Source organism: Erythrobacter epiphyticus (assembly GCF_034653295.1).
Taxonomy (GTDB): domain Bacteria; phylum Pseudomonadota; class Alphaproteobacteria; order Sphingomonadales; family Sphingomonadaceae; genus Erythrobacter.
In genome coordinates, this window is the sequence record NZ_JAYEEU010000010.1 from 67,320 (window position 1) to 87,539 (window position 20,220).

Sequence of the window (20,220 nt, forward strand, 5' to 3'; positions counted from 1 at the left end):
TCACATCGCCTGTCAACTTGACGAGCGGCACCGACACAATTCCCTTCAGCCAGATCAGCTGGGTGATGTCCGGCAATGGAGACACGGTGTTTCAGTTTCCCAATGGCACTTTCACGGGAACAACGCAGACACTTGCCACCTTTCAGGCGAATACCTGGAAAGAGCAATGCATGACATTTTCTTATGCCAATTCGGTAGTGCCTGCAGCAGGCACTTACACAGGTCGCGCTGTCTACACCTTGAGCCTGCCATGAAAAAGGTTTGTTCTTTTATTTTGTTGTGGAGCGCCGCGGCGGGCTTTTGCCCCCTAGCTGCTGCGCAGGATCAACCGACAGCTTCTGCCCGCGTTTTGAAGGTTGATGACAGCGGAACTGTTGTTCTTGATCCAGTTCTGGAAATGCAGTGGCAACCGCCGGGCCGGAGTGGCTCGACCTCGCTGGTATCAGCCTCAACTCGTGTGAGCGTGCAGTTGAACCTTGCTGCCTGGGTCGGAAGATCGGGCAGGATCTACATGACGTTGCCCCGCGCACCGGGCCCCACGGTTCGAGCCACTTGGAAAACGGGCGGAACGCTTTTGCCGGGGACCTTGCTTTCCGGTGATCGAACGCTTGTTTACGCTGGGCCCGTGACAGGCCCCGTCATACGTGACCTCATCGAGATCGCGCTTGAAGCTGATGGTGCGCGCCTGACCCAGCCGGAGGCATTGGCATTCGGATTTGAGATCGAGTTGGATCAGTGAAAAAAAAGCTGCCCCGCGTGTTTAGCGCCTTGGCCGTCCCTTTTGTTGTCGGCCTAGCGTGCACTCTTCAGACTGGCTCTGCCAAGGCAAATGAATTTGCCCTTTCGGTATCACCGCCGCGTTTTGAATTGGCCACAAAGCCAGGCCAAACGGTGCGCGCGGTGGCCGAACTGAGCAATCGATCAGATGCACCGGCTGACCTCACTTTCGCCACGGCGGAATGGGAGCTTACATCAGATGGAGGCGTCGCACTCAGCCAAGCGCTGAAGCCGGATTCCTGTCGTCAATGGGTTGCGATTGAACGACGACAGACCGTGTTGCCAGGCAGAACCTCTTTGCGTTACCGGTTCGAAGTTACCCCGCCCGCCGATACGCCTCCCACCGAGTGCCGGTTTGCTATCGTAATCGCGGGCGGCGACAGCAACGTAGAAGCTGCCGAGAATGTCCAGTTTCCCGTTGCTGGCCAGATTGCCCTTATTGTTTATGTTGCAGTCGGCGATGTTAAGCCGTCGCTCAAAATCGTGAAAGCAGCCGTCGTCGAGATCGGCGGCGTGAAGACGCCCGTTGTAATGGTAGAGAACTCTGGAACGGCGCATGGGCGCCTTTCAGCCTTCCTTAACGGCACTGATGCTGCCGGTGTACGAAGAGAGTTTTCCCCTTCAACTCTGCCTATCCTGCCAGGAGAGACGCGAATGATCGCCCTCAACCCTGACAATGTTGAAGACTCTCTCGAAATGGAAGGTCGGGAATCGACAAAGACCAAGTCGTTGGGGCCCATTGTGTTCCCTTTGACAATCAACGGTACAATGAACGATTCCATTAACTCCTTCCGATTTGAAGGGGTATTCGAACCTTGATGCAAGGTGGTGTTTTACAATTCCTAGGACAGGAATACGTCTACTGCAAATATGCGACCAGATTTGCAATCCTAGCAACAGGCTGTGCCGCTACAGTCGTATACGGCCAGCCACAGCCAGCAACAGATGCCGCTCCCGAGACAGAAGACGAATACGTCGATCAATTGATCGCGGACGGCAATCTCAAGCCGCTGCTAACCGGCGATGACAGCACTTCGCGAAACACGAGCGGCAACCTTCGCTCGCTTATGGTCGAACTCGGTGGCGCAAGGATCACGACCAATTCTCAAAATGATAGCTTTGACACCTCAGCGCTTGACCGGCCGCTGCAGGAAGCAGGCATCCTCGTTTCAGGACGGTACGAGACGGACAACTTCGGTACTATCGGGTTGGAGGCACAAATCCGCCGTGGTTCCAGCTTGAGCCTTCTCAACCAAACCGATGATGATCGCTGGAACGGCTTGTTCAAGCTCTCCACGGATGATCTGCCCTTGGGAGACGGCTGGCTCGCCGACGGTGCATTAGGTGCAACCTCTACGCCGCTCATTGGATTGCTCGATAGGCAAACCCGCTTTTTTCTCCCAGTTACCCCAATCATGGGCGCGGCCATATCGCTCGATTCCTACAAACCGCTCGCCCCCGGCCAAGTGGAAAAGGATCCGGTTCCTTTCGCAGGTTTGAATTTATCAATCGGAGAGCCCGGCTTGCTGGGTGGCTTGCGCCTTAACGATTACACAGGTTTGTCTGGCCTGTTGATTTCCGGCGGAGGACAGATCGAGATTTCGCGCGGCCTCACGATAGGCGGTCAAGCGATAGCCGTGGACAATACGCGCGACCCGTTCGCTGCAGTCCTTCAAACACTCGACGGAGACGAGGTTGTTCCCCTGATATCTTCCGGAGCCGTTGTCGGCTCCCTCGGCTACGTGCGCCCCGGCTTTCGCGTTCAGGCGAATGCGATATGGTCTACCCGTTCCAGCAATCAGACCGGTCCCGCGATGTTTTCACAGGACGGTGAAGCATTTGGGGGTTCGCTCGACATAAGCTACCGTAAAGGCAGGACATCGCACAACGGGGGTCTGTACCACTTCGGCCCTGGGCTCACATGGGGAGCGTCGGCCATTCTCAGCAACGCCTATGGGGCATATTATCGCCTTTCGCGCTCGTCTCAGCGCTGGCGATGGACTTTCAACATCGACGCCATCGACTCTGTTAACGATGCGGGCGCGAGCGGTGTCGTCATAAATGCAGATACACGCAGGAACATAGGATTTACGACTGCGGTCGGTCTCAACTCAAGCTTGCGCTTCGCAAACGGACAAAGCGCGGGACAATTTCTTGGCTATATCGACTTTGAGACTGGCCTCGGAACATCCCGCGCCGAGGCGGGCTGGAGTAAGGATCCGTTCGCAGATTTTTTACGGGTCGGCCTTGTCCAGAACTGGTCCCTTCATCAGAGCTTACCGGTCGGCAGTCGGCTGAGCACGCAAATCGCCTATCAATATCGGGAACAGTCAGAGGATGTGTTTCTCGGCGTAAACCGCATCCAAAGCGAGCGAGCAGACGGAATCTCGATAGCTGCAAATTTTGGACTGATGCCCTTCAAGGATGTAACACTCGACGCCAACATCGCCTACAGCAGTGATGCAAGTTCGGTTGCTTCGGAATTCTTCGGGCCTTTTCAAACAACAGGTGCGTCGTTTGGGAGCTTTGCCTCGCAACAGACTGACTCATTTGCCGCAACGCTGGTCGCATCAGCAAGGCTCTCGGACAACTGGAGCCTGTCAGGCTCTTACACCGATACAACTTCGAGCCTCGTTTCGAGATTCGGCATACCTGTTTTTGCTTCTCCTCTCGGTCCCGACCAAGAGCAGCTTGATGATTTGCGGCGAAGCTCGTTCAGGTTGCGCGCAGCTTATCTAACCTTGCGCTACTCGCACTCTGCCGGACGTCCGCGTGGAACGATTGGCAACCGACAATACCCTCTTGGCGGGGCCGGAAACATAATTGGTTGGGTGTATCTCGATGCCAACGGAAATGGCTCTCACGATCCTGCAGAACAGGGTGTGCAGGGGATCCTCGTCATTCTGGACGGTCGCGATGCCGTACGTACTAACGAGGCAGGCTTTTATCAGTTCAGGGGTGTGGCTGACGGCCAGCATCGCATCACGGTCAATGCGGATAACCTGCCGCTCCCATGGTTCATTGAGTCCGCAGGTAAAGATGAGGTCGGAATGGCTTATGCGGCGGCGGTCGAGGTCAAGGTCCGGGGAACAACACAGTTGGATATCGCGGCAACCAGGTAACGTCACCTAGGGGGAACAGACGACTGATTGATTGAAGACTGATGACGTTCTCCGCTTTTTGTCCGTGTCATGGAAAGCTCGCGCTCCGGTCAGTTTCCATCGTCGATCGCGAAGGCTGTCTATCCAGGGTTCCGACAGCGGCATGACAGCTTCAGGCACAACGAGACGTTCAATTTGGCGGCCGTCAGATCCGGATCTGAGTCGAGAGCTGCTGATGCTGACTGTCTGATTGCACTGCGACTTTTCGCGCCAAGCGGCCGGAGTCTTCCAATGTGTGGCGCCGCTTTATCTTTGCCGCCCGCGTGAGGCGCTTTCACGAGCAACATCAGCTCGCGAAAGCCAGCCCGTTAACTACTTAGGTTATTAATTCTACATAATAATCGGTTGGCGGAGCTCACAGTCGGAACGTAAAAGGTCTCTCACTGATGGCAGCTTTGCGCTTCCTACGCGATCATGGTTTTTGCCCATTAATGTCCTGCTGGCACACAAGATCGTCGAGCGGCCCATATAACAGGGTCTGGGACATTTCTGCCAATCCCGAGCGACGCACAAAGCTGCTGGTTTTGTCACAAGCCGACACTTCGACATTTGCGTTGTGAAGGCTGCTAATCGAGTTTCGTCTCCCGAGACGTGCCATTTACAAGCCGATCCCAAATCAGGCTTCTGGATTGCCCCCCTTTAGGAATTCGGCGCGAGACGGCTGACTGTGCCGTGAGACCGTCGAGAAGCCCGACTGCTCCTTGCAACGCGGATCGCCTTGCGGCAAATCGCGCGGGTTGGAAATCCTTGCACTTCTGTCAGACCCCGCCGCATAGCTGGCGCTGTTTACCCTGATTGCGCTAGAAGTGGTGCTCGGGGTAGACAACCTCATCTTCCTTGCGATCTTCTCCAACAAGCTGACTGAACGCCAGCAGGAAAAGGCGCGCAGTCTCGGGTTGATGTTGGCGGTCGGGATGCGGATCGGGCTACTGATGCTGATTGGCTGGATCGTGACCCTCCAGCAGCCGCTGTTCGATCTCGGAGTGGTGGGCCCACCAGTCGAAGGCACTAACAAAGCGAGCTTCGAGACCGCCTTTTCGGGCCGCGACCTGATATTGCTGGCAGGCGGTCTGTTTCTCCTATGGAAGGCGACCAAAGACATCCACCACTCAATGGAGCCGGACGATCCTCCCGGCGATCTGCTGGATAAGATGCCGGGTGTTGCCGCAACTGTGACGGCCAGCTTTGGAGCGGTGATTGTGCAGATCATTGCCATCGATCTGGTGTTCTCGGTGGGTTCGATCCTCACGGCAGTGGGCATAACAGATGATATTCCAATCATGGTCGCTGCAGTCGTTATCACTGTCGGGATAGTGCTGTTCGCCGCCACGCCGCTGGCGCGCTTCATTGAAACCAACCCGACACTGGTGATGCTGGCGCTCGCGTTCCTAGTGATGATTGGGTTGGTGCTGATTGCCGATGCTTTCGGCTTCCACGTGCACAAGGGTTATATATACGTCGCGATGGGTTTCTCTGTTGGGGTCGAATTGCTCAACATCATTCAGCGCAACAGACGACGGCGGGCTGCAGGCCTGAGCTAGAGCCGCGTGAGAGGCTCGAGACAGATCTCTACGCGCTTCGGCTGGGTCGGAATGAAGCACAGGAAAAGGCGGATTTCGGTTCACAATCGAAGAGGCAGGATCCACTGCGCTTTTAATCGGACGAAAGGGAAGCTGATGGCTATCATCACAGCGCGTGATTATCGCGAGGGGCGCGTCATAGGTGAGCCGTTTGCTCAGCGCAAAGTGCCGGCCCAGCAACCTCAATCCCCCGATACCTTCGCGTGGGTCGGCCTGCTTGATCCCAATTCTGATGAAATGGCCGCCTGCGCCAAGCGTTTCGATCTCCACCCGCTCGCGGTCGAGGACGCGCTGCATGCACACCAACTCCCCAAGCTGGAAATCTATGGCGACCAACTGTTCGTCGTTGCGCGCACCGCCAAATTGGAGGTCGGACGCATCAACTATGGCGAGACCGCCTTTTTTGTCGGGCGCAACCACATCGTCACCGTCCGGCACGGATCCGATCAAGGCCATTCGGACCTGCGCGCCAAGCTGGAAGCGCGGCCTACGCTTTTGTCGCATGGGGTGGATTATGTGCTCCATGCCCTGCTCGACATGATTGCTGACAATTACTTTCCGGTCATCGACGCGGCGGGTGAGATCGTCCAGCGGCTTGAACAGAGCACGCTCGACTCCGCGCTGACCCGCACCGAGATGCGCGAACTTTTCAACCTGCGCCGCGATCTGTTGTTGCTGCAACGCATGCTGATCCCGATGGAGGAAGTATGCGCCAAGCTATCAAGCCTCGATTTACCGAATATTGACCCCGAAGTTCGCCCCTATTTCCGCGATGTGCTCGACCAAGTCAGGCGCGTCTCTTCTTTGGCGGCGCTACACCGCGAAATGCTCAATTCAGTAATGGAGACCAGCGCCCTCATCGAAGCTCAGCGCCAGGGCGAGATAACCCGAAAGCTGGCAGCATGGGCGGCGATCCTAGCCGTGCCGACTGCAATCGCCGGCATTTACGGCATGAACTTCGAGAATATGCCTGAGTTACGCATGGAATATGCCTATTTCGCCGTGCTGGGTGCCATCGCCTTCACATGCACCGTGCTTTTCCTGCGCTTTAGAAAATCGGGCTGGTTGTAAGCTGGATGCTGAATTCGCCAAAGCGCGCTGTGGACTGGGGCGGCTTTCGCTTTGGATCGATGCTAAGGACGAAAAAGCGGGACGCTCGGATAGGTCAAAGCCTAGCAAGAGGCGTGATCTCTGGCACACAGAGCTCACCACCGCCTTACCACGCCAATCCCGTCAAAAGCGTGGTCGATACGCGACCCCGAAAGCAGCATAGCGGCGTCAGGCGAAACCTGACATTTGATTTGAGCTTCGTGAGCGACCGAATCTCGGGCAGGAGCTGCCTGTGGATCTCGGGCCTTTCCGGTTATTCACTCGCGACATGCTTAATGGCAATTCGCTCGCCAAATCCCGGCGTCCACGTTTCGTCAAGCTGACCTTGGATCAGCGCTGCTTTTGGGCCGGACTCGATTGCCGCCTTGACGAAATCAAAATGATTATAATAAATTGAAAAGAGATATTTTTTTAATTACGTACGACAATTATAATTTTTGCCCTCTAATCGCAGATAACTTCTTATCATCCCCTTGATGAACTACCGCGACTCGGTGGGTTCTGACGATCTCTAGCTCATCCAGTGATAGCCCTGCTAACTCAGCAAGGACTGTCCCTTCAAGCGGTTCAGGCTGGGTTGCGGACAAGGCATCGAGCCGCCGGCGCTTGCTGCGCACAGTTGCTGCACTCAAGCCTATGACCAGAAGGGCAATCACGCCCATCAGCGGTTTCAGCTTTTCGAAAAACTCCGCCAATTCGGCGTTGATCTGCGCATCAGACCGACCGAGCAGCACTTCAACTGCGTCCAATGCCGCATCAATTTCAGTGGCGAGGATGACTAACATCACGCCCCACATTAGCAGCGTGAGGACAAGATCACGCAGTTTCACCACATACGGTACAACAGCGCTGTCGATGACCGGCGGCCATCCAGCGAAGGGATCGGACGGCAGCTCCATTTTCATCGCAATCCCCTGTCTGGGCTGGTCCAGGTGCCGCGCACATCGTCACGGCGGAGCATGACCTTGATACAGGCCACGATGGTGGTGAGGGTCGAGATCATCCAGAAGGCGAGCGGATACCAGATCACCCAGAACAACGAACGCAGCATATCGGGCTCGTAGCGGCGTTCGATCCAGTGGCTGACCAGTGCTTGCGCTAGATAGGTCACCCCAAGTACGGCGCCCCACCATCGTGGCACCAGCGATATGCCGAGCTCGGCCAGCGGAATTGACACGCCCAAGGCGACCAGCGCGCCGATCACGGCTCCAGCAAGCATTCCGAATGACCAGATCACGGAAAGTAGATAGTTGAGCCAGATCGGAAAAAGATCGAGCGCCTTTCGGCGGAGTATTGGGCTGGTATAGTCGCGCAGCATCTGGATCCCGCCCTCGGCCCAGCGCACTCTCTGCCGCCACAGCCCCTTGAGCGTTTCCGGCATAAGGATCCACACCCGCACGCTCGGCGCGTAAACCACCCGCCAACCCGCAAGTTGGATGCGCCAAGTTATATCAATATCGTCTGTCAGGGTGTGTGAAGACCACCATCCGGCATCATGCAATGCCTGACGCCGGAAGCCGGCAATGACCCCTGAAACCGTGAACAGGCTACCAAAGGCTGTCTGCGCACGCTTGATCAGCCCGATGATCGATGAGAACTCGCCCACTTGCAACTTGCCGAGAATGGTCGAACGATTGCGGATACGGGGGTTGCCAGTAATCGCGCCGACATCGGCACGTAGGAAATTGTACGCGGCCCAACGCAGAGCATCGCGATCCAGCAAGGCATCGCCGTCAATGCACAGCAGCAATTCGTGCTGAGCCAGCATGGCACCCACATTAAGTGCGTTGGCCTTGCCCCGGTTCTCGGCGATGTGCAGCACCCGCAAGCGCGGAAGTTGTTCCGCCAGTTGATCAAGGATGGCACCGGTGTTGTCGCGGCTGCCATCATTAATCGCGATGACCTCGAAATCCGGGTAATCCATCGCACAGGCAGTTACGAGGGTCTCGATCGCATTCTCGCTTTCATTGTAGCACGGCACAAGAATTGAGAAGGGTGGCCAGCTTTCAAGCTGCGGCGGGGTAAGGTCCATGCCAAACTTGCGTTCACGCCAGAACCAATAGAGCAAGCCCCCTGCCATCCAGTACCATGCCATCACGAACGGATAGGCGAAAAGGAACAACGGCAGGAATTTGAGCGCAGTCATCAGGGCCGCCACGGGAAAGTGGCCGAAGAAAAGGCAGGGGCGAGCACAGATGCCTGATCTGAATGCCACGGACAGAGCGCGAAGCCACTTGCTCCCTCGCGTTGCAGCCTTTGCACCTGCTGTCCGATTGCATCGGGAGTTCCTGACAGCAGTTCGACAATCCGCCCGGAATGCTCGGGAGCCCGCCAGCCGAGAGCCTTCAATTGTTGTTCTGGCGCTGGCAGGATCTGTCGGTCGGCAAAGGCTGGCGGCGTACCGAAACCGGCAAGGATCAATTCGAGGCGCGGATCGAGCGTCAGCGCAGGATGAAACAGCCGCAAGAGAGCGTGATCCGCCCCAGTGCGGGCAAGGCGGCGGTCGGCTGGGCTTGATGCGCGCTGCGGTGCCTGTGCTAGCATACCCGCAGCAGCGGGAAGAACAAAGCCGTCGATCGGCGCGGCCCGCGTTGCTGCAGCAAGCAATTCAGCCGCCCGGGAACCGCCTAGCTGGTCGAGCACTGCTTGATCGAGGCCGCCGTAGACTTCCACCCCTGCGCGAGTACCAAGCTGACGCGCAAGGCGGCCAAAGCTGTTACCATTGAGCGGCACGCCTGCGCCATCGACCACCGGTAGGATCACGCCGGTTGCGCCTAGCAAACGGACCTGTTCGATCAAGTCGCCCAGCACCGCATCGCGCGCGGCAGGATCGTCAGCAGTCAGGAACCGGGCGGGATCGATACAGGCCAAGCGGACTGTTTCGCGCCGCGGCGGAGCAAAGCGCAGATTGAACATGATCGTCCCCAGATCGGGATCGCGTGTGGGGTAATAGCGATGCAAAGCCATCGCTTGACGTGCATCGGCCGCCTCCGGCTCAAGTGTCAGAGCCATCGTAAAGCCTGCTCCCTCGGCCGCTGCCACCGCTGGCCCTGAGAAGCGCCCGAAGGGCCACACCAGCGCGCGCGGTGGGCGACCAGTTTCGGCTGCTATCCTTGCCCGCGATATCGAAAGATCGGAAGCGACCCGATTTCGATGCGCGGTATCATCTTCAATCTGGCCGGTTGCCGGATCATAGCGCCAAGTGCGAGCAGCCGGGGCGGTGTTGCCTTCCGCATTCATCAGCACGACCCTATGCAGATCGTGGCTGTGACTTGCGATCTCGACCAGCCCTGATGCTTGCATTTGCCGCACCTCATCCCACGTCAGGAAGGCACTGCGCGGCATGGGCTTCCCACCATAGTCAACCACACCGTTCGCAGGAACATCAAGCCATGATGTCACAACCGCGGCTACTGCTGGCATCCGGTAGGCCAGTAGTAGCGGATAGACCCGCTCATACATGCTGCGGTAGCCATCATCGAAGGTCAGCAAAACAGCCTTGTCAGGCAATGGTGCCCCCCCTGCCCGCGCCGCAGCCACCTGATCGAGCGAAACCGCCGTCCAGCCATCAGCGACGAGAAAATCGAAAAACGACACTAGCGATTGCGTGGTAACGGCATCTTCCATCCGCTCTTCCCGCCGATCAACGACATCGTGAAAGGCTATCGCCACGAAACGCGTTTGTGCAGCGAGCGGCGCCGCTAGTGCGCCAAAGGACGCCAGAAAAAGCGATCCTATCAGGAATACAAGCGCGCGCATCTGTCAGAACCTCTGGCGGAGCCCAGCATTTATGCTGATCATACGCTCTGCCTCTCCATCATAAACCCGGCGCGAAATGCTAATGCCGTACACAAGTTCGCGCCATGGATCGAACCGCCAGCGGTGTTCATAGCGCGCGCTGGCGATCCACGTTCCGTTGAAGCCGCGCTGCCAGTACCCGCCCGCATCAGCTTCTAAGACTTGCACGAAAGAACGCTGGTATCGGCGCCAACTGACATGCTGGGCCGCAACACCCAAGGTAGCAGTAAAGTCCTGTTCCGGAGCAAAGTAAGGGCCGCCTGGTGCGCTGTTGCCTGAAATAGCCACTTCGCCCCTGCCTGTTACATCGAAATGTGGCATGCTGATCAGGCGCTGCGACGCAGCGGCACTGGCCCACCAGGCATCATTGCCATCGGTGTAGCCAGACCACCCGCTACGCAGTGTCGCTTCCAGGCGCTCATCGGCTCGATACCGTGCGGCCAGCGCTATGCTATCGCTCCTGATGCCGTTGAGGATCGCGCGCAGCGGCGTATCGCGGGCAAAGCGCTCAGCTTCGAACGCAAGTGACCAGTGATCATCAATTGCCCAATCCACCCCGCCCCCGAAACCGATCTGCTCCAAAGCCCCCAGGTTCACCGAAACAGCGGCACGGGCAAGGACATCGACACCCTCCAACACCACACCGCTGCTCAGCCGGATGCGTTCGGCCTCCCCCTCCTGAACAGTGGCGCCACTGGCTTCCACGCCTGCCACAAGACGTAACCGCGAAGCGAATAGCGGGGACGCAAGCTGGCTCATCAGCACGTAACCGTCGCCCTGGCGATTGATACCGCCGCCATCGCCAATCGTCCGGATGCCTTCTGCTTCCAGCTGCCAGCCGATAACCGCGCGCTGTTCGCTGGCAAGCAAGGCAACACGCTGATCATTCGGAGCGCGCTGCAAGAGTTGCCCGATCTTTGTCTTTGCTTCCGAATACCGGCGGCGAATTAGCGACGTGCTTGCCACTGCAATCTGCGGATCAAGTCCATCAGGATCGAGCGAAGCTGCGATCAGCGCATCGCCCTCGGCAGCGCGCACGAACCCACGGGCACTATGCGCGCCGGACATGGCAGAACGCAAAGTTGCATTGGCTGGCGCTGCGGCAACCAGTTGCTGCAGAAGCTGGTACCCAGCTGCTTCTGCATTGCCCCAGAGCCGCACCTGAGCGGCCAGCAGCGCGGCGTACAACACTTCGGGGTCAGGCGCCGTCGCTGGTCCCGCACCAAATCCGACGAACAGCGGTCGGCTGCGGGCGATGGTATCAGCAGCGTCCTTCGCTTCATCCAGTCGCTCGCTCTCAACCAGCGCAAACACCCGTCCATAGGCCGCAGGCAAGTCGTCCGGTATTGCCGTCAGCACCTCTTCATACAGGCTCAAGGCTAGTTCCGGCTGGCGTAGCGCAAGGCGCGCATCGGCCTCGGCCATGATAGCGAACGGGGGCAACAGCCCTTCACGGCGCAAATCATTCGCTTCGGCCACCACCTCGCGCATCCGCTGGCGATCGCGTAAAGCCACCAGCCTGTCCATACGCACCCTCCGCCGCAGCTCCGGATCAGCAGCTGCATCGCCCGCAGATTGTGCAAGGAGGGTGTCTGCAATTACCAATGCGCGATCAGTCAACGCGAAGGGGTGTGCCGTATCCTTGAGCTCGGCACCCCACCGGGTCAGCGTAGCAGCTATGTCCGCCTGCCGGGAAAGCGACAATCCGTCGAGGCGCGCTGCACCATGAGGTCCACGCTGTGCATCAAGAATGGCGGCCATCGTGCTGCGCACCTCGCTGTTGGCTGGATCGCGCAACAGAACCTCACCATAAGTTCGCAGGGCCGAAAAATCATCCCCACCACGCCGGTATGCGTAAGCTTCTGCGAGCAAGCGCTGCTGGAGCGGCAAAGGTGTCTCGCGTGGTGCTGACAGTATCGCCAGTGCCTCTGCCGACCGCTGTTGATCTGCCAGGACCAGCGCGAGTGTGAGCGGCCAGACGGGATCGCTTGAGATCGCCGCGCCGCGCCTTGCAAGCTGTTCAGCCAGCTGGAAATTCCTCCCATCGCGGGCCGCGCGCGCTTCAGCAAGAAGCAGGGCATCCTTTTGCGGTGTTTGCGCGATGACCGGAGCACATGACGTCCATACCAAAACAAAAACCAAAGCAAATGAAAGGCAACGGCGACTGAGAAGAATTCGGGGATCGAAAATCATTCCTGTCGTCACCGTGACACTTTCAGCTTTATTCGATCACACGCAACTTGGTGGCCCCCAAGATTCAAAGCATTGCGATCACGAAAGAAAAGTCTCCCCAACTTCACGCCCCGATAAGCCCGACGATCACTGTTCCCCAAGTGGTCAGAATTATGTGCCCCAAGGGATAGGTCGGGGTATAGCCCAGCACCGCCACCATGCTTCCTGCGCGATCTTGGACGGCCGCAAGAGCGGCGGTCGAGGTTTGGGCACCCGCGAGGCTGCCGAGCAGCAGCACGGGATGCATCTTGAGCACATATCGCCCGAAATAAAGCCCCACGAGCAAAGGCATCAAGGTGACGAATGCACCGCCTGCGATCAGGCCAAGCCCCGCCTCTGCCACCGCTTCGAGAAAGATAGGCCCGGCATGCAAGCCAGTCAGAGCAACAAAGGCCGCTAGGCCGAGCGAGGTCATCAGCGACACCGCGCCATCGGGTATACGCCCGAACAGCGGATTGCGAGCGCGCAGATGGCCAACAAGCAAACCTGCCAACAAAGTGCCGACGCTGGTCCCGAGAGAAATCTGCATCGCCCCGACCGGAACCGCCAGCAACGCGCCAAGGATGCCACCAAGAAAAATCGCCAGCCCCAGAACGACCAGATCGGTTTCCTCTGAAGGGCGCACGAGCGTTCCGATGGCATCTGCAGCTTGTTCGACGAGGCCTTGCGGTCCAGCAATCCGCACCACATCGCCGCGATGGACTTCGGTGCTGGGGAATAGGGGCAGTTCCACCCCCCCGCGCATCAACTGGCGCGGATAAATGCCGCGCGCCCATTCCATCCGAGCAATCTGCCCAAGCGATTTGTCGATGACATCGGGCCGGGTGATCAAAATGTCGTATACCGCCACCGGCGCATTGAGCAGGGCTGGATCATCAACTTCCTCGCGCCCCGGACCAGCGAGCGCCACCAGGGCCTCGCGCGGGCCCGATACCGCCACCACATCGTCATGTTCGAGCACCAGATCGAGATCAGGCGCAAGCACATCTTTGCCACGCCTAACCGCCTGAGCAAACAGGCGCTCGCGCGGCACGCGTGCCTCACATTCGCGCACTGTCAGACCGACAAGGCCGCTCTCGGGCGTTACCTTGAAGGCGCGTACATCGATCGGGCGCCAGGCTGAAATGATGCCGGGGGAACTGCGCGCAATGCCGAGCTCGTCCTCAAGCTTGCGTGCCTCCGCGATTAGGTCCATTCGCAGCAGCTTGGGTGCCATGACGCTGAGAAACCAGATGCTGCCAACCGCCCCGAAAATGTAGCACACCGCATCAGCAACCGCGATATGAGCAACAAGACGGGCCCTTACTGCCTCGGGCTGGCCAAGGGCCCCGATGGCTTCGGTGGCGGTGCCCATGGCGGGTGACTGCGTAAGCGCACCCGACAACATTCCGGCGGCAAAACCCGCATCAAGCTCAAGGACGATCGCCACCAACAAAGCGGTTCCCAGCCCGGCAAGCGCTGTAACAACGGCGAGGATCACGGGCTTGATCCCGTTGCGCTTGAGACCCTGCGCAAATTGCGGGCCTACTGAATAGCCTATGCCGAAAAGGAACAGCAGAAACAGAACCGATTTGGTGTCGGGAGAGATCGGGACTTCGGCAATTTGGCCAATGGCGATGCCGGCAAATAACGAACCAGTGACAGGACCAAATTTGAACCCGAATATCGAGATTGAACCAATCCAATAGCCCACCCCAATTACGAGAAACAACGTCAGTTCAGGATAGCGCTGCAGCAGTTCTTCGATCATACCCATCGCGCAGGCATCCTTCTCAAACTGGGCTTTGGTGTCACACTCTTTAGCCGTGGGCAATGGAGCAAATCGCTTTACTATTGTAAAAAAGTGTCGGCAGGCGCGGAGACAGGCAGGGATACTTGCTGGTTTACGCAGCTGCTCACTAGCGGCATGATCCAGCGATGATCACAACTGATATCCTCAACCCCGCTGTACTGACCCCGCTGCTCGATGCGCTCAGCCTTGGAGGGATTGCCCTATTCGCTTTGTCAGGAGCTGTGATCGCGGCCAAGCAGGGGCAGACAATAGTGACATTGGCCTTTTTTGCGCTGCTGACCGGCGTGGGTGGCGGCACTGTGCGTGATCTTTTGATCGGGGCGCCGGTGTTCTGGATGACTGATCCCTGGGTTGCTCCGGTCTGCCTTGGAACTGCGTTAGTAGCCTGGTTCACGCCGGTGCGCCTGTGGGAAGGCAAGCTGTTTGATTATGCCGATGGGGCGGGCCTCGCCGCCTTTGCGATGCTCGGCAGCGCGAAGGCTCTGGCCTATGGCATTCCGCCTGTTCCAGCTGCCTTAATGGGAGTGATCACGGGTTGTGTCGGCGGCATTATCCGCGACGTGGTGGCGGGACGCCCTACGATCCTGCTTGGGCCAGAGCTTTACATCACTGCTGCTGCTCTGAGTTCGGCCTTGTGCGTTGCCGGTATGATCGCGGCCGAGACCTTCGGTTTCTCGCAGAATTTCGCTTCGATGACCGCCTTCGCAGCCGGATTTGCGTTACGCTCCGCGGCCATCCATTGGCAGATTGGATTGCCGACCTACCGCGGTGCTGTGGAATGATGTTGCTTCACCGAAACGAGTAATTCTTCGCTGGCCATTGCAACCAAAAATCGTCAGTAATGTTCCTGCTCTGCCAAGCTCTTGATGAACTTCGAACAGGATTAAACATATGTGCACGTCGCTGCTCTACACCGATACGGCGGGCCGGCCTTATCTTGGCCGTACGCTAGAACTGACGACAGATTTGCCATATCATTTGGTTTATTTCCCCCAGAATACCGCTTACCGCTCTCAGCTTGGCGATGCTTCAGCCGTTCCTTACACCGGTAAATTTGCGGTGCTGGGAGTGACCATGCCGGGCCGCATCCCGACAGCTGAAGCGCCGATCACACTCGCTGATCTGAAGGTGCTTGAAGGCATCAATGATCAAGGCCTGACCTTCAGCCTTCTGTCCTACCCTTCAGCCGCCGGCAAAAGGGCTTCGCTGACGGCGACGCAGGCCATTCTGTCAGCGTCAGATCTCGGCACTTGGGCGCTCGGACAATTTGCAAGCGTTGATGAAGTCAAGACAGCGCTGGAGGCGCAATCGGTTGCCCTTGAGCCGCTCGCCTTGCTCGGCGGGGTCGAATCGCCCTTTCACTACATCGTCCACGACAAGGCCGGACGCTCGCTGGTGATCGAATTCGATAACGGCCAGATGTTCACCTATGACAATCCGATCGGCGTGATGACCAATGGTCCGCGCTTTGATTGGCATCTGATCAACATGAACAATTACACCTTCCTGTCGAACGTCGATCAATCTTCGGCCATGTTCGGCGCCTACAAGGCGATGCAGCCCGATTCCGGGATTGCTACGGCGGCCCTGCCTGCGTCCAACACCTCGGTCGGACGGTTCGTCCGCGCTGCCTATTATGCCCAGTTCACCGAGAAGGCCGATACGCCAGACAAGGCAGTGCTGGCTTTGTCGCATATCATGAACAATTTCGATCGTCCGCGCGGGATCACGATCGATTACCCGACCGAGGATGGAGGACACCTTGAGGTGCCCGGCCTGTCCCATTCATCCGATACCGCTTACGCGACCGAGTATACCTGTTGGACCAATTTGTCAGACCTTGAACGCGGCCGGTTTTATCTGCGCACATATGGCGGTCTCAATTATGCCAGCTTTGATCTTGCCGCGTTGGCAAACTGTGGCGGGGCACGTGTCCTGCCAGTGACAATGCTCGACGGCATGGGCGGCGACAGTACCCACCTGTTGGCTCAGGGCGCTGCGCTCTGATCGCTGCCCGTTGAGAGACGAGCTGTGAACATCAGCGCGCCGCCCCTTCACCCCGCTGCAATCGCCAAGGGGGCATGGGGCTTTGTTACCTATCGTGCCTATCAGCATAACGGCAAAGGTATCATCTGGCGCGCCAGGCAAAGCCGCAAGGGATTGCTCAGGCGTCTGCACGGGCTTGCCGTGCCGCTATGGCAACAACCGGCCTATAACGCGCTGATCGGCGCGTTGTTTGCGATCGGCTCGCTGCTGTTCATTGTCGGTTCTATTCTATCGCTGTGGCCCGGTAGCCTTTCAGCTTTCACGATAGGAATGGTGTTCTTTATCGGTTCCATTCCGTTCACGGCAGCGGCTTTCCTGCAAAACCTTCAGGCTGCCAATGCGGTCGATGAATTTGTCTCTGCATCGGCAGGACGGCCGTTTGCCTTGTTGGGTTGGCAGCCAGGGCGGATAGGCTGGATCAGCACGATCACCCAACTGATCGGGACGCTCGCTTTTAATCTCAACACCTTCGATGGCCTGACCCCGGGTCCCACGTGGATCGCACAAGATTTGGCCATCTGGTTGCCCGATCTTTTTGGGTCGGTGCTGTTCCTGATTTCCGGGTATTTTGCCCTCGTCGAAGTCAGCCATGGCTCCTGGTCCTGGCAACCGGGCGACCTCGATTGGCAGATCGTTTTCATCAATCTGACAGGCTGCGTCCTGTTCATGATTTCCGGCGCGATGGCGTTCGTGCCGCGCGGCCCCGAGCCACAATGGATTGCGACCGGAGCGATTGGCTTCACCATGCTAGGGGCGGTCTGTTTTTTGGTGAGCGCTCTGCTGTTGATTACGGAAAGCCGCAAATCTGCCTGAAACCCACGACGGTTTGCCAACCGTTAATCAGTGAAGTCACGATTTTGACTTCTGAGAAACTTAGGACTTGCAAGGGAGTTAGTAATCAGATTTGATCGTGATCAAATTGGAAAGGGAAATCTTTCCAAATATGTCACGCGGCAAGTGACACGCTGTCGATTGTGCTGCGGAACGATCAAATTCGTGCGCCTTCGCGCGGATAACAATGGAGAGCCTGGATGTCAGAAAGAATTGATCGCCTTTTTTCGATGCCTGCGGCGCGTGCAGATCGGTGGCGGCGGCTCAGTGCCGCGGCAAAGGCATGGGCCAACGGCAAGGGCGATCAGGCAGACACCCAGAAATATTTCGATGAACTGGCGGTATTCGAGGAATATCATGCTTTCCCGGGCATGGTGTTGATGCAATCGCTGGCGCGGGCGATTGCGGCGGGCAACGCCGCATTGGCTGCGGAAACCGCTGCGCGCGTTTCGAGCGCGATCCTGACGAAATCCTATCGCAACAACCCACAGGACTGGGAGCATGCGGAGGAATTTGCGACCCCAGTTGAATTCCTTCCGCTTCGTCACGGTCAGGCTGGACGACCCTATTTCGAAGTGCTGGTGGTGGTGGGCGAGCCGATGGTCAAATGGCCAGCCATCGCCGATGAGATCCGTCGTCTGCGCCGGCCCGAAGATGCGTTTGTCTATGAGCCGGTCATTGTCGGTTCCTACGAGGATGCGCTGTGTGCAGCGATGCTGAACCCCAGCATACTTGCCGTGATTGTTTACGAAGGGTTTGATGCGCGTTCGCGTCATGATCCGATGGTGCTGCGGCAGGTCATTGGCGGAGAGCTCGATCTTGGTGATGCCGAAGCCAATGCCCTGCGGCTTTGCCAAGTGCTCAAATCCGCACGTCCCGACCTTGATCTTTACCTGTGCAGTGATCGCGATGTGGAGCGGATCGCAGGCGAGGCAGCCAGCCGTTGGGCGCGCCGGGTGTTCTATGCGGTCGAAGAACCGCTTGAGGTGCACCTTTCCATTCTTGAAGGCGTGCAGGATCGCTATCAGTCGCCGTTCTTCGACAATCTGAAGAAATACGCCCAGCGTCCGATCGGCACATTCCACGCGTTGCCGATCGCGCGCGGCAAGTCGGTGTTCAAGTCGGACTGGATCCGCGACATGGGCGAGTTCTACGGGCTCAACCTGTTTCTGGCGGAATCAAGCGCGACGACGGGCGGTCTCGACTCGCTGCTTGAACCAACTGGCAACATCAAGCAGGCGCAAGCGCTCGCAGCGCGTGCCTTTGGTGCGGATCATGTGTTTTTCGTTACCAATGGCACGAGCACCTCGAACAAGATGGTGCACCAGGCGCTGTGCGCGCCGGGCGATATCGTGATCCTTGATCGCAACTGCCACAAATCGCACCATTATGGTTGTGTGCTGGCGGGCGCCCAGCCGCTTTATGTCGAAGCTTATCCGATGACGGAATATTCGATGTATGGCGCTGTGCCGCTGCGCACGATCAAGCAGGCCATGCTCAAGCTGAAGGCCGAAGGGCGGCTTGATCGTCTACGCATGGTCGATCTGACCAACTGCACCTTCGATGGCCACATCTACAACACGCGGCGGGTCATGGAGGAATGTCTCGCAATCAAGCCTGATGTGGTTTTCCTGTGGGACGAGGCATGGTTTGGGTTTGCCCGTTGGTCGCCGTTTCTGCGCCCGCGCACCGCGATGGGGGCGGCTGGCGATATCGAAGCCTATCTTGATACGCCCGAAGCACAGGCCGCCTATGACGCACAGCAGGCTGCGCTTGGCGATAATCCTTCGGAAGAGGACTTGCTCAATACCCGTCTCGTGCCTGACCCCAAGGCGGTTCGGCTGCGAGTCTACCAGACCAATTCCACGCACAAGAGCATGTCGGCCTTGCGGCAGGGCTCGATGGTTCTGGTCAAGGATGTCGACTTCCACAAAGTCGAAAGCCAGTTCCACGAAGCGGTCTTTACCCATGCTTCGACTAGTCCCAATCAGCAGTTGATTGCATCGCTAGATGTGGCGCGCCGCCAGATGGAGTTGGAAGGCTACGGGCTGGTTATGAATGCGATTGAAATCGCGCTTGATATCCGCCGCGAAGTCAACTCGCATCCTCTGATCTCGCGCTATTTCCGGATCGTCGGGGCCGACGGGATGATCCCAGAAGCACATCGTCAAAGCGGGTTTGTCGATTTCCTCCAGCCCGGCGTGACTTGGGCCGATGCCTTAAAGAGCAGCCGCGATGATGAGTTCTGCCTCGACCCCACTCGCATGACATTGGTGTGCGGCACCGCCGGATTTGATGGCACCGAATTCAAGAAGATGCTTGCCGACACCTACAACATTCAGGTCAATAAGACCTCGCGCAACTCGGTCTTGCTGCAATCCAACATCAACAACACGCGCAGCGATGTGGCGCATCTGATCCGCGTGCTGCTGGAGATTGCGACAGAGGTTGACCAAAGTCTGGCACGCAATGGTGCAGAAGCACGCAGCCAGTTTGAAGCGCGGGTCAAGTCGTTGATGGTGGATGTGCCCGACCTGCCGAATTTCTCGCACTTCCATGATGCCTACAGGCAGGATTCGGGCGATCTGACGCCCGAGGGTGATATGCGCTCGGCCTTCTTCGCAGCCTATCGCGAAGAAGATTGCGAGTACGTGCCCTTGTTTGGCGCGGAATGCGAAAAGCGACTTGCTGACGGGCCACCAATGGTATCGGCCAACTTCGTGATCCCCTATCCCCCGGGCTTCCCGATCATGGTGCCTGGGCAGGTGCTTACCCATGAAACCATCGAGTTCATGCGAAAGCTCGATGTGAAGGAAATCCATGGCTACGAACGCGAACGGGGCCTCAAGCTGATCGCGCCGGCCGCGCTTGCTCGCAGACTGGGCAAGTAAGG

The 20,220-nt window shown here is 57.9% G+C and carries 14 protein-coding genes; 9 read left to right on the plus strand and 5 right to left on the minus strand.

Translation table 11 applies throughout. The features are described from left to right. Positions 1-250 precede the first annotated feature (250 nt). The 5 genes from SOQ14_RS13525 (at position 251) to SOQ14_RS13545 (ending at position 6,589) form a co-directional block, all read left to right on the plus strand. The gene (locus tag SOQ14_RS13525) at positions 251-739 is read left to right on the plus strand and encodes a hypothetical protein (RefSeq protein ID WP_322898653.1); all 489 of its coding nucleotides are present in this window, start codon (positions 251-253) and stop codon (positions 737-739) included. After that, positions 736-1,596 carry a COG1470 family protein gene (locus SOQ14_RS13530; protein WP_322898654.1) on the plus strand — a complete coding sequence of 287 codons (861 nt, stop codon included), beginning with the start codon at positions 736-738 and terminating at the stop codon, positions 1,594-1,596. The genes SOQ14_RS13525 and SOQ14_RS13530 overlap by 4 nt, the downstream gene beginning before the upstream one ends. Then, positions 1,596-3,899 carry an SdrD B-like domain-containing protein gene (locus SOQ14_RS13535; protein ID WP_322898655.1) on the plus strand — a complete coding sequence of 768 codons (2,304 nt, stop codon included), beginning with the start codon at positions 1,596-1,598 and terminating at the stop codon, positions 3,897-3,899. Before SOQ14_RS13530 ends, SOQ14_RS13535 begins: the two co-directional genes overlap by 1 nt. Before the next feature lie 830 nt (positions 3,900-4,729). Continuing rightward, entirely contained in the window at positions 4,730-5,479 is a 750-nt protein-coding gene (locus SOQ14_RS13540) for a TerC family protein (RefSeq protein ID WP_527194251.1), read from the plus strand. 135 nt (positions 5,480-5,614) lie between these two features. Next, entirely contained in the window at positions 5,615-6,589 is a 975-nt protein-coding gene (locus SOQ14_RS13545) for a magnesium and cobalt transport protein CorA (RefSeq protein WP_322898656.1), read from the plus strand. Between the two features lie 467 nt (positions 6,590-7,056). Here the strand turns inward: SOQ14_RS13545 and SOQ14_RS13550 are convergent, their stop codons facing one another. The 5 genes from SOQ14_RS13550 to SOQ14_RS13570 form a co-directional block, all read right to left on the minus strand. Further along, on the minus strand, positions 7,057-7,533 hold the full coding sequence (locus SOQ14_RS13550) for a hypothetical protein (protein WP_322898657.1): 477 nt from the start codon (positions 7,531-7,533) through the stop codon (positions 7,057-7,059). Continuing rightward, positions 7,530-8,774, minus strand: coding sequence for a poly-beta-1,6-N-acetyl-D-glucosamine synthase (pgaC, locus tag SOQ14_RS13555; RefSeq protein WP_322898658.1), 1,245 nt, complete (start codon positions 8,772-8,774; stop codon positions 7,530-7,532). Before pgaC ends, SOQ14_RS13550 begins: the two co-directional genes overlap by 4 nt. Beyond that, complete coding sequence (pgaB, locus tag SOQ14_RS13560) at positions 8,774-10,300, minus strand: poly-beta-1,6-N-acetyl-D-glucosamine N-deacetylase PgaB (protein ID WP_322898659.1); 1,527 nt, start codon at positions 10,298-10,300, stop codon at positions 8,774-8,776. The genes pgaC and pgaB overlap by 1 nt, the downstream gene beginning before the upstream one ends. Positions 10,301-10,390: 90 nt before the next feature. Next, entirely contained in the window at positions 10,391-12,619 is a 2,229-nt protein-coding gene (gene pgaA, locus SOQ14_RS13565; protein ID WP_322898660.1) for a poly-beta-1,6 N-acetyl-D-glucosamine export porin PgaA, read from the minus strand. A 103-nt stretch (positions 12,620-12,722) separates the two neighbouring features. Then, on the minus strand, positions 12,723-14,414 hold the full coding sequence (locus SOQ14_RS13570; RefSeq protein WP_322898661.1) for an aspartate:alanine exchanger family transporter: 1,692 nt from the start codon (positions 14,412-14,414) through the stop codon (positions 12,723-12,725). Positions 14,415-14,575: 161 nt separating this feature from the next. Here SOQ14_RS13570 and SOQ14_RS13575 point away from each other — a divergent pair, with 161 nt between their 5' ends. From SOQ14_RS13575 to SOQ14_RS13590, 4 genes are all read left to right on the plus strand, one after another. Next, entirely contained in the window at positions 14,576-15,232 is a 657-nt protein-coding gene (locus SOQ14_RS13575) for a trimeric intracellular cation channel family protein (RefSeq protein ID WP_322898662.1), read from the plus strand. A 109-nt stretch (positions 15,233-15,341) separates the two neighbouring features. Beyond that, positions 15,342-16,457, plus strand: a complete 1,116-nt coding sequence (locus SOQ14_RS13580) for a linear amide C-N hydrolase (RefSeq protein WP_322898663.1) — start codon at positions 15,342-15,344, stop codon at positions 16,455-16,457. Positions 16,458-16,481: 24 nt separating this feature from the next. Next, positions 16,482-17,309, plus strand: coding sequence for a hypothetical protein (locus SOQ14_RS13585; protein WP_322898664.1), 828 nt, complete (start codon positions 16,482-16,484; stop codon positions 17,307-17,309). Between the two features lie 248 nt (positions 17,310-17,557). Continuing rightward, complete coding sequence (locus SOQ14_RS13590) at positions 17,558-20,218, plus strand: hypothetical protein (RefSeq protein ID WP_322898665.1); 2,661 nt, start codon at positions 17,558-17,560, stop codon at positions 20,216-20,218. Positions 20,219-20,220 lie beyond the last annotated feature (2 nt).

Coding starts and splice junctions, on each gene's coding strand:
- SOQ14_RS13525 (WP_322898653.1), top strand. CDS start 251: ATGAAAAAGGTTTGTTCTTTTATTTTGTTGTGGAGCGCCGCGGCGGGC.
- SOQ14_RS13535 (WP_322898655.1), top strand. CDS start 1,596: ATGCAAGGTGGTGTTTTACAATTCCTAGGACAGGAATACGTCTACTGC.
- SOQ14_RS13545 (WP_322898656.1), top strand. CDS start 5,615: ATGGCTATCATCACAGCGCGTGATTATCGCGAGGGGCGCGTCATAGGT.
- SOQ14_RS13550 (WP_322898657.1), bottom strand. CDS start 7,533: ATGAAAATGGAGCTGCCGTCCGATCCCTTCGCTGGATGGCCGCCGGTC.
- pgaC (WP_322898658.1), bottom strand. CDS start 8,774: ATGACTGCGCTCAAATTCCTGCCGTTGTTCCTTTTCGCCTATCCGTTC.
- pgaA (WP_322898660.1), bottom strand. CDS start 12,619: ATGATTTTCGATCCCCGAATTCTTCTCAGTCGCCGTTGCCTTTCATTT.
- SOQ14_RS13570 (WP_322898661.1), bottom strand. CDS start 14,414: ATGGGTATGATCGAAGAACTGCTGCAGCGCTATCCTGAACTGACGTTG.
- SOQ14_RS13575 (WP_322898662.1), top strand. CDS start 14,576: ATGATCACAACTGATATCCTCAACCCCGCTGTACTGACCCCGCTGCTC.
- SOQ14_RS13580 (WP_322898663.1), top strand. CDS start 15,342: ATGTGCACGTCGCTGCTCTACACCGATACGGCGGGCCGGCCTTATCTT.
- SOQ14_RS13590 (WP_322898665.1), top strand. CDS start 17,558: ATGCCTGCGGCGCGTGCAGATCGGTGGCGGCGGCTCAGTGCCGCGGCA.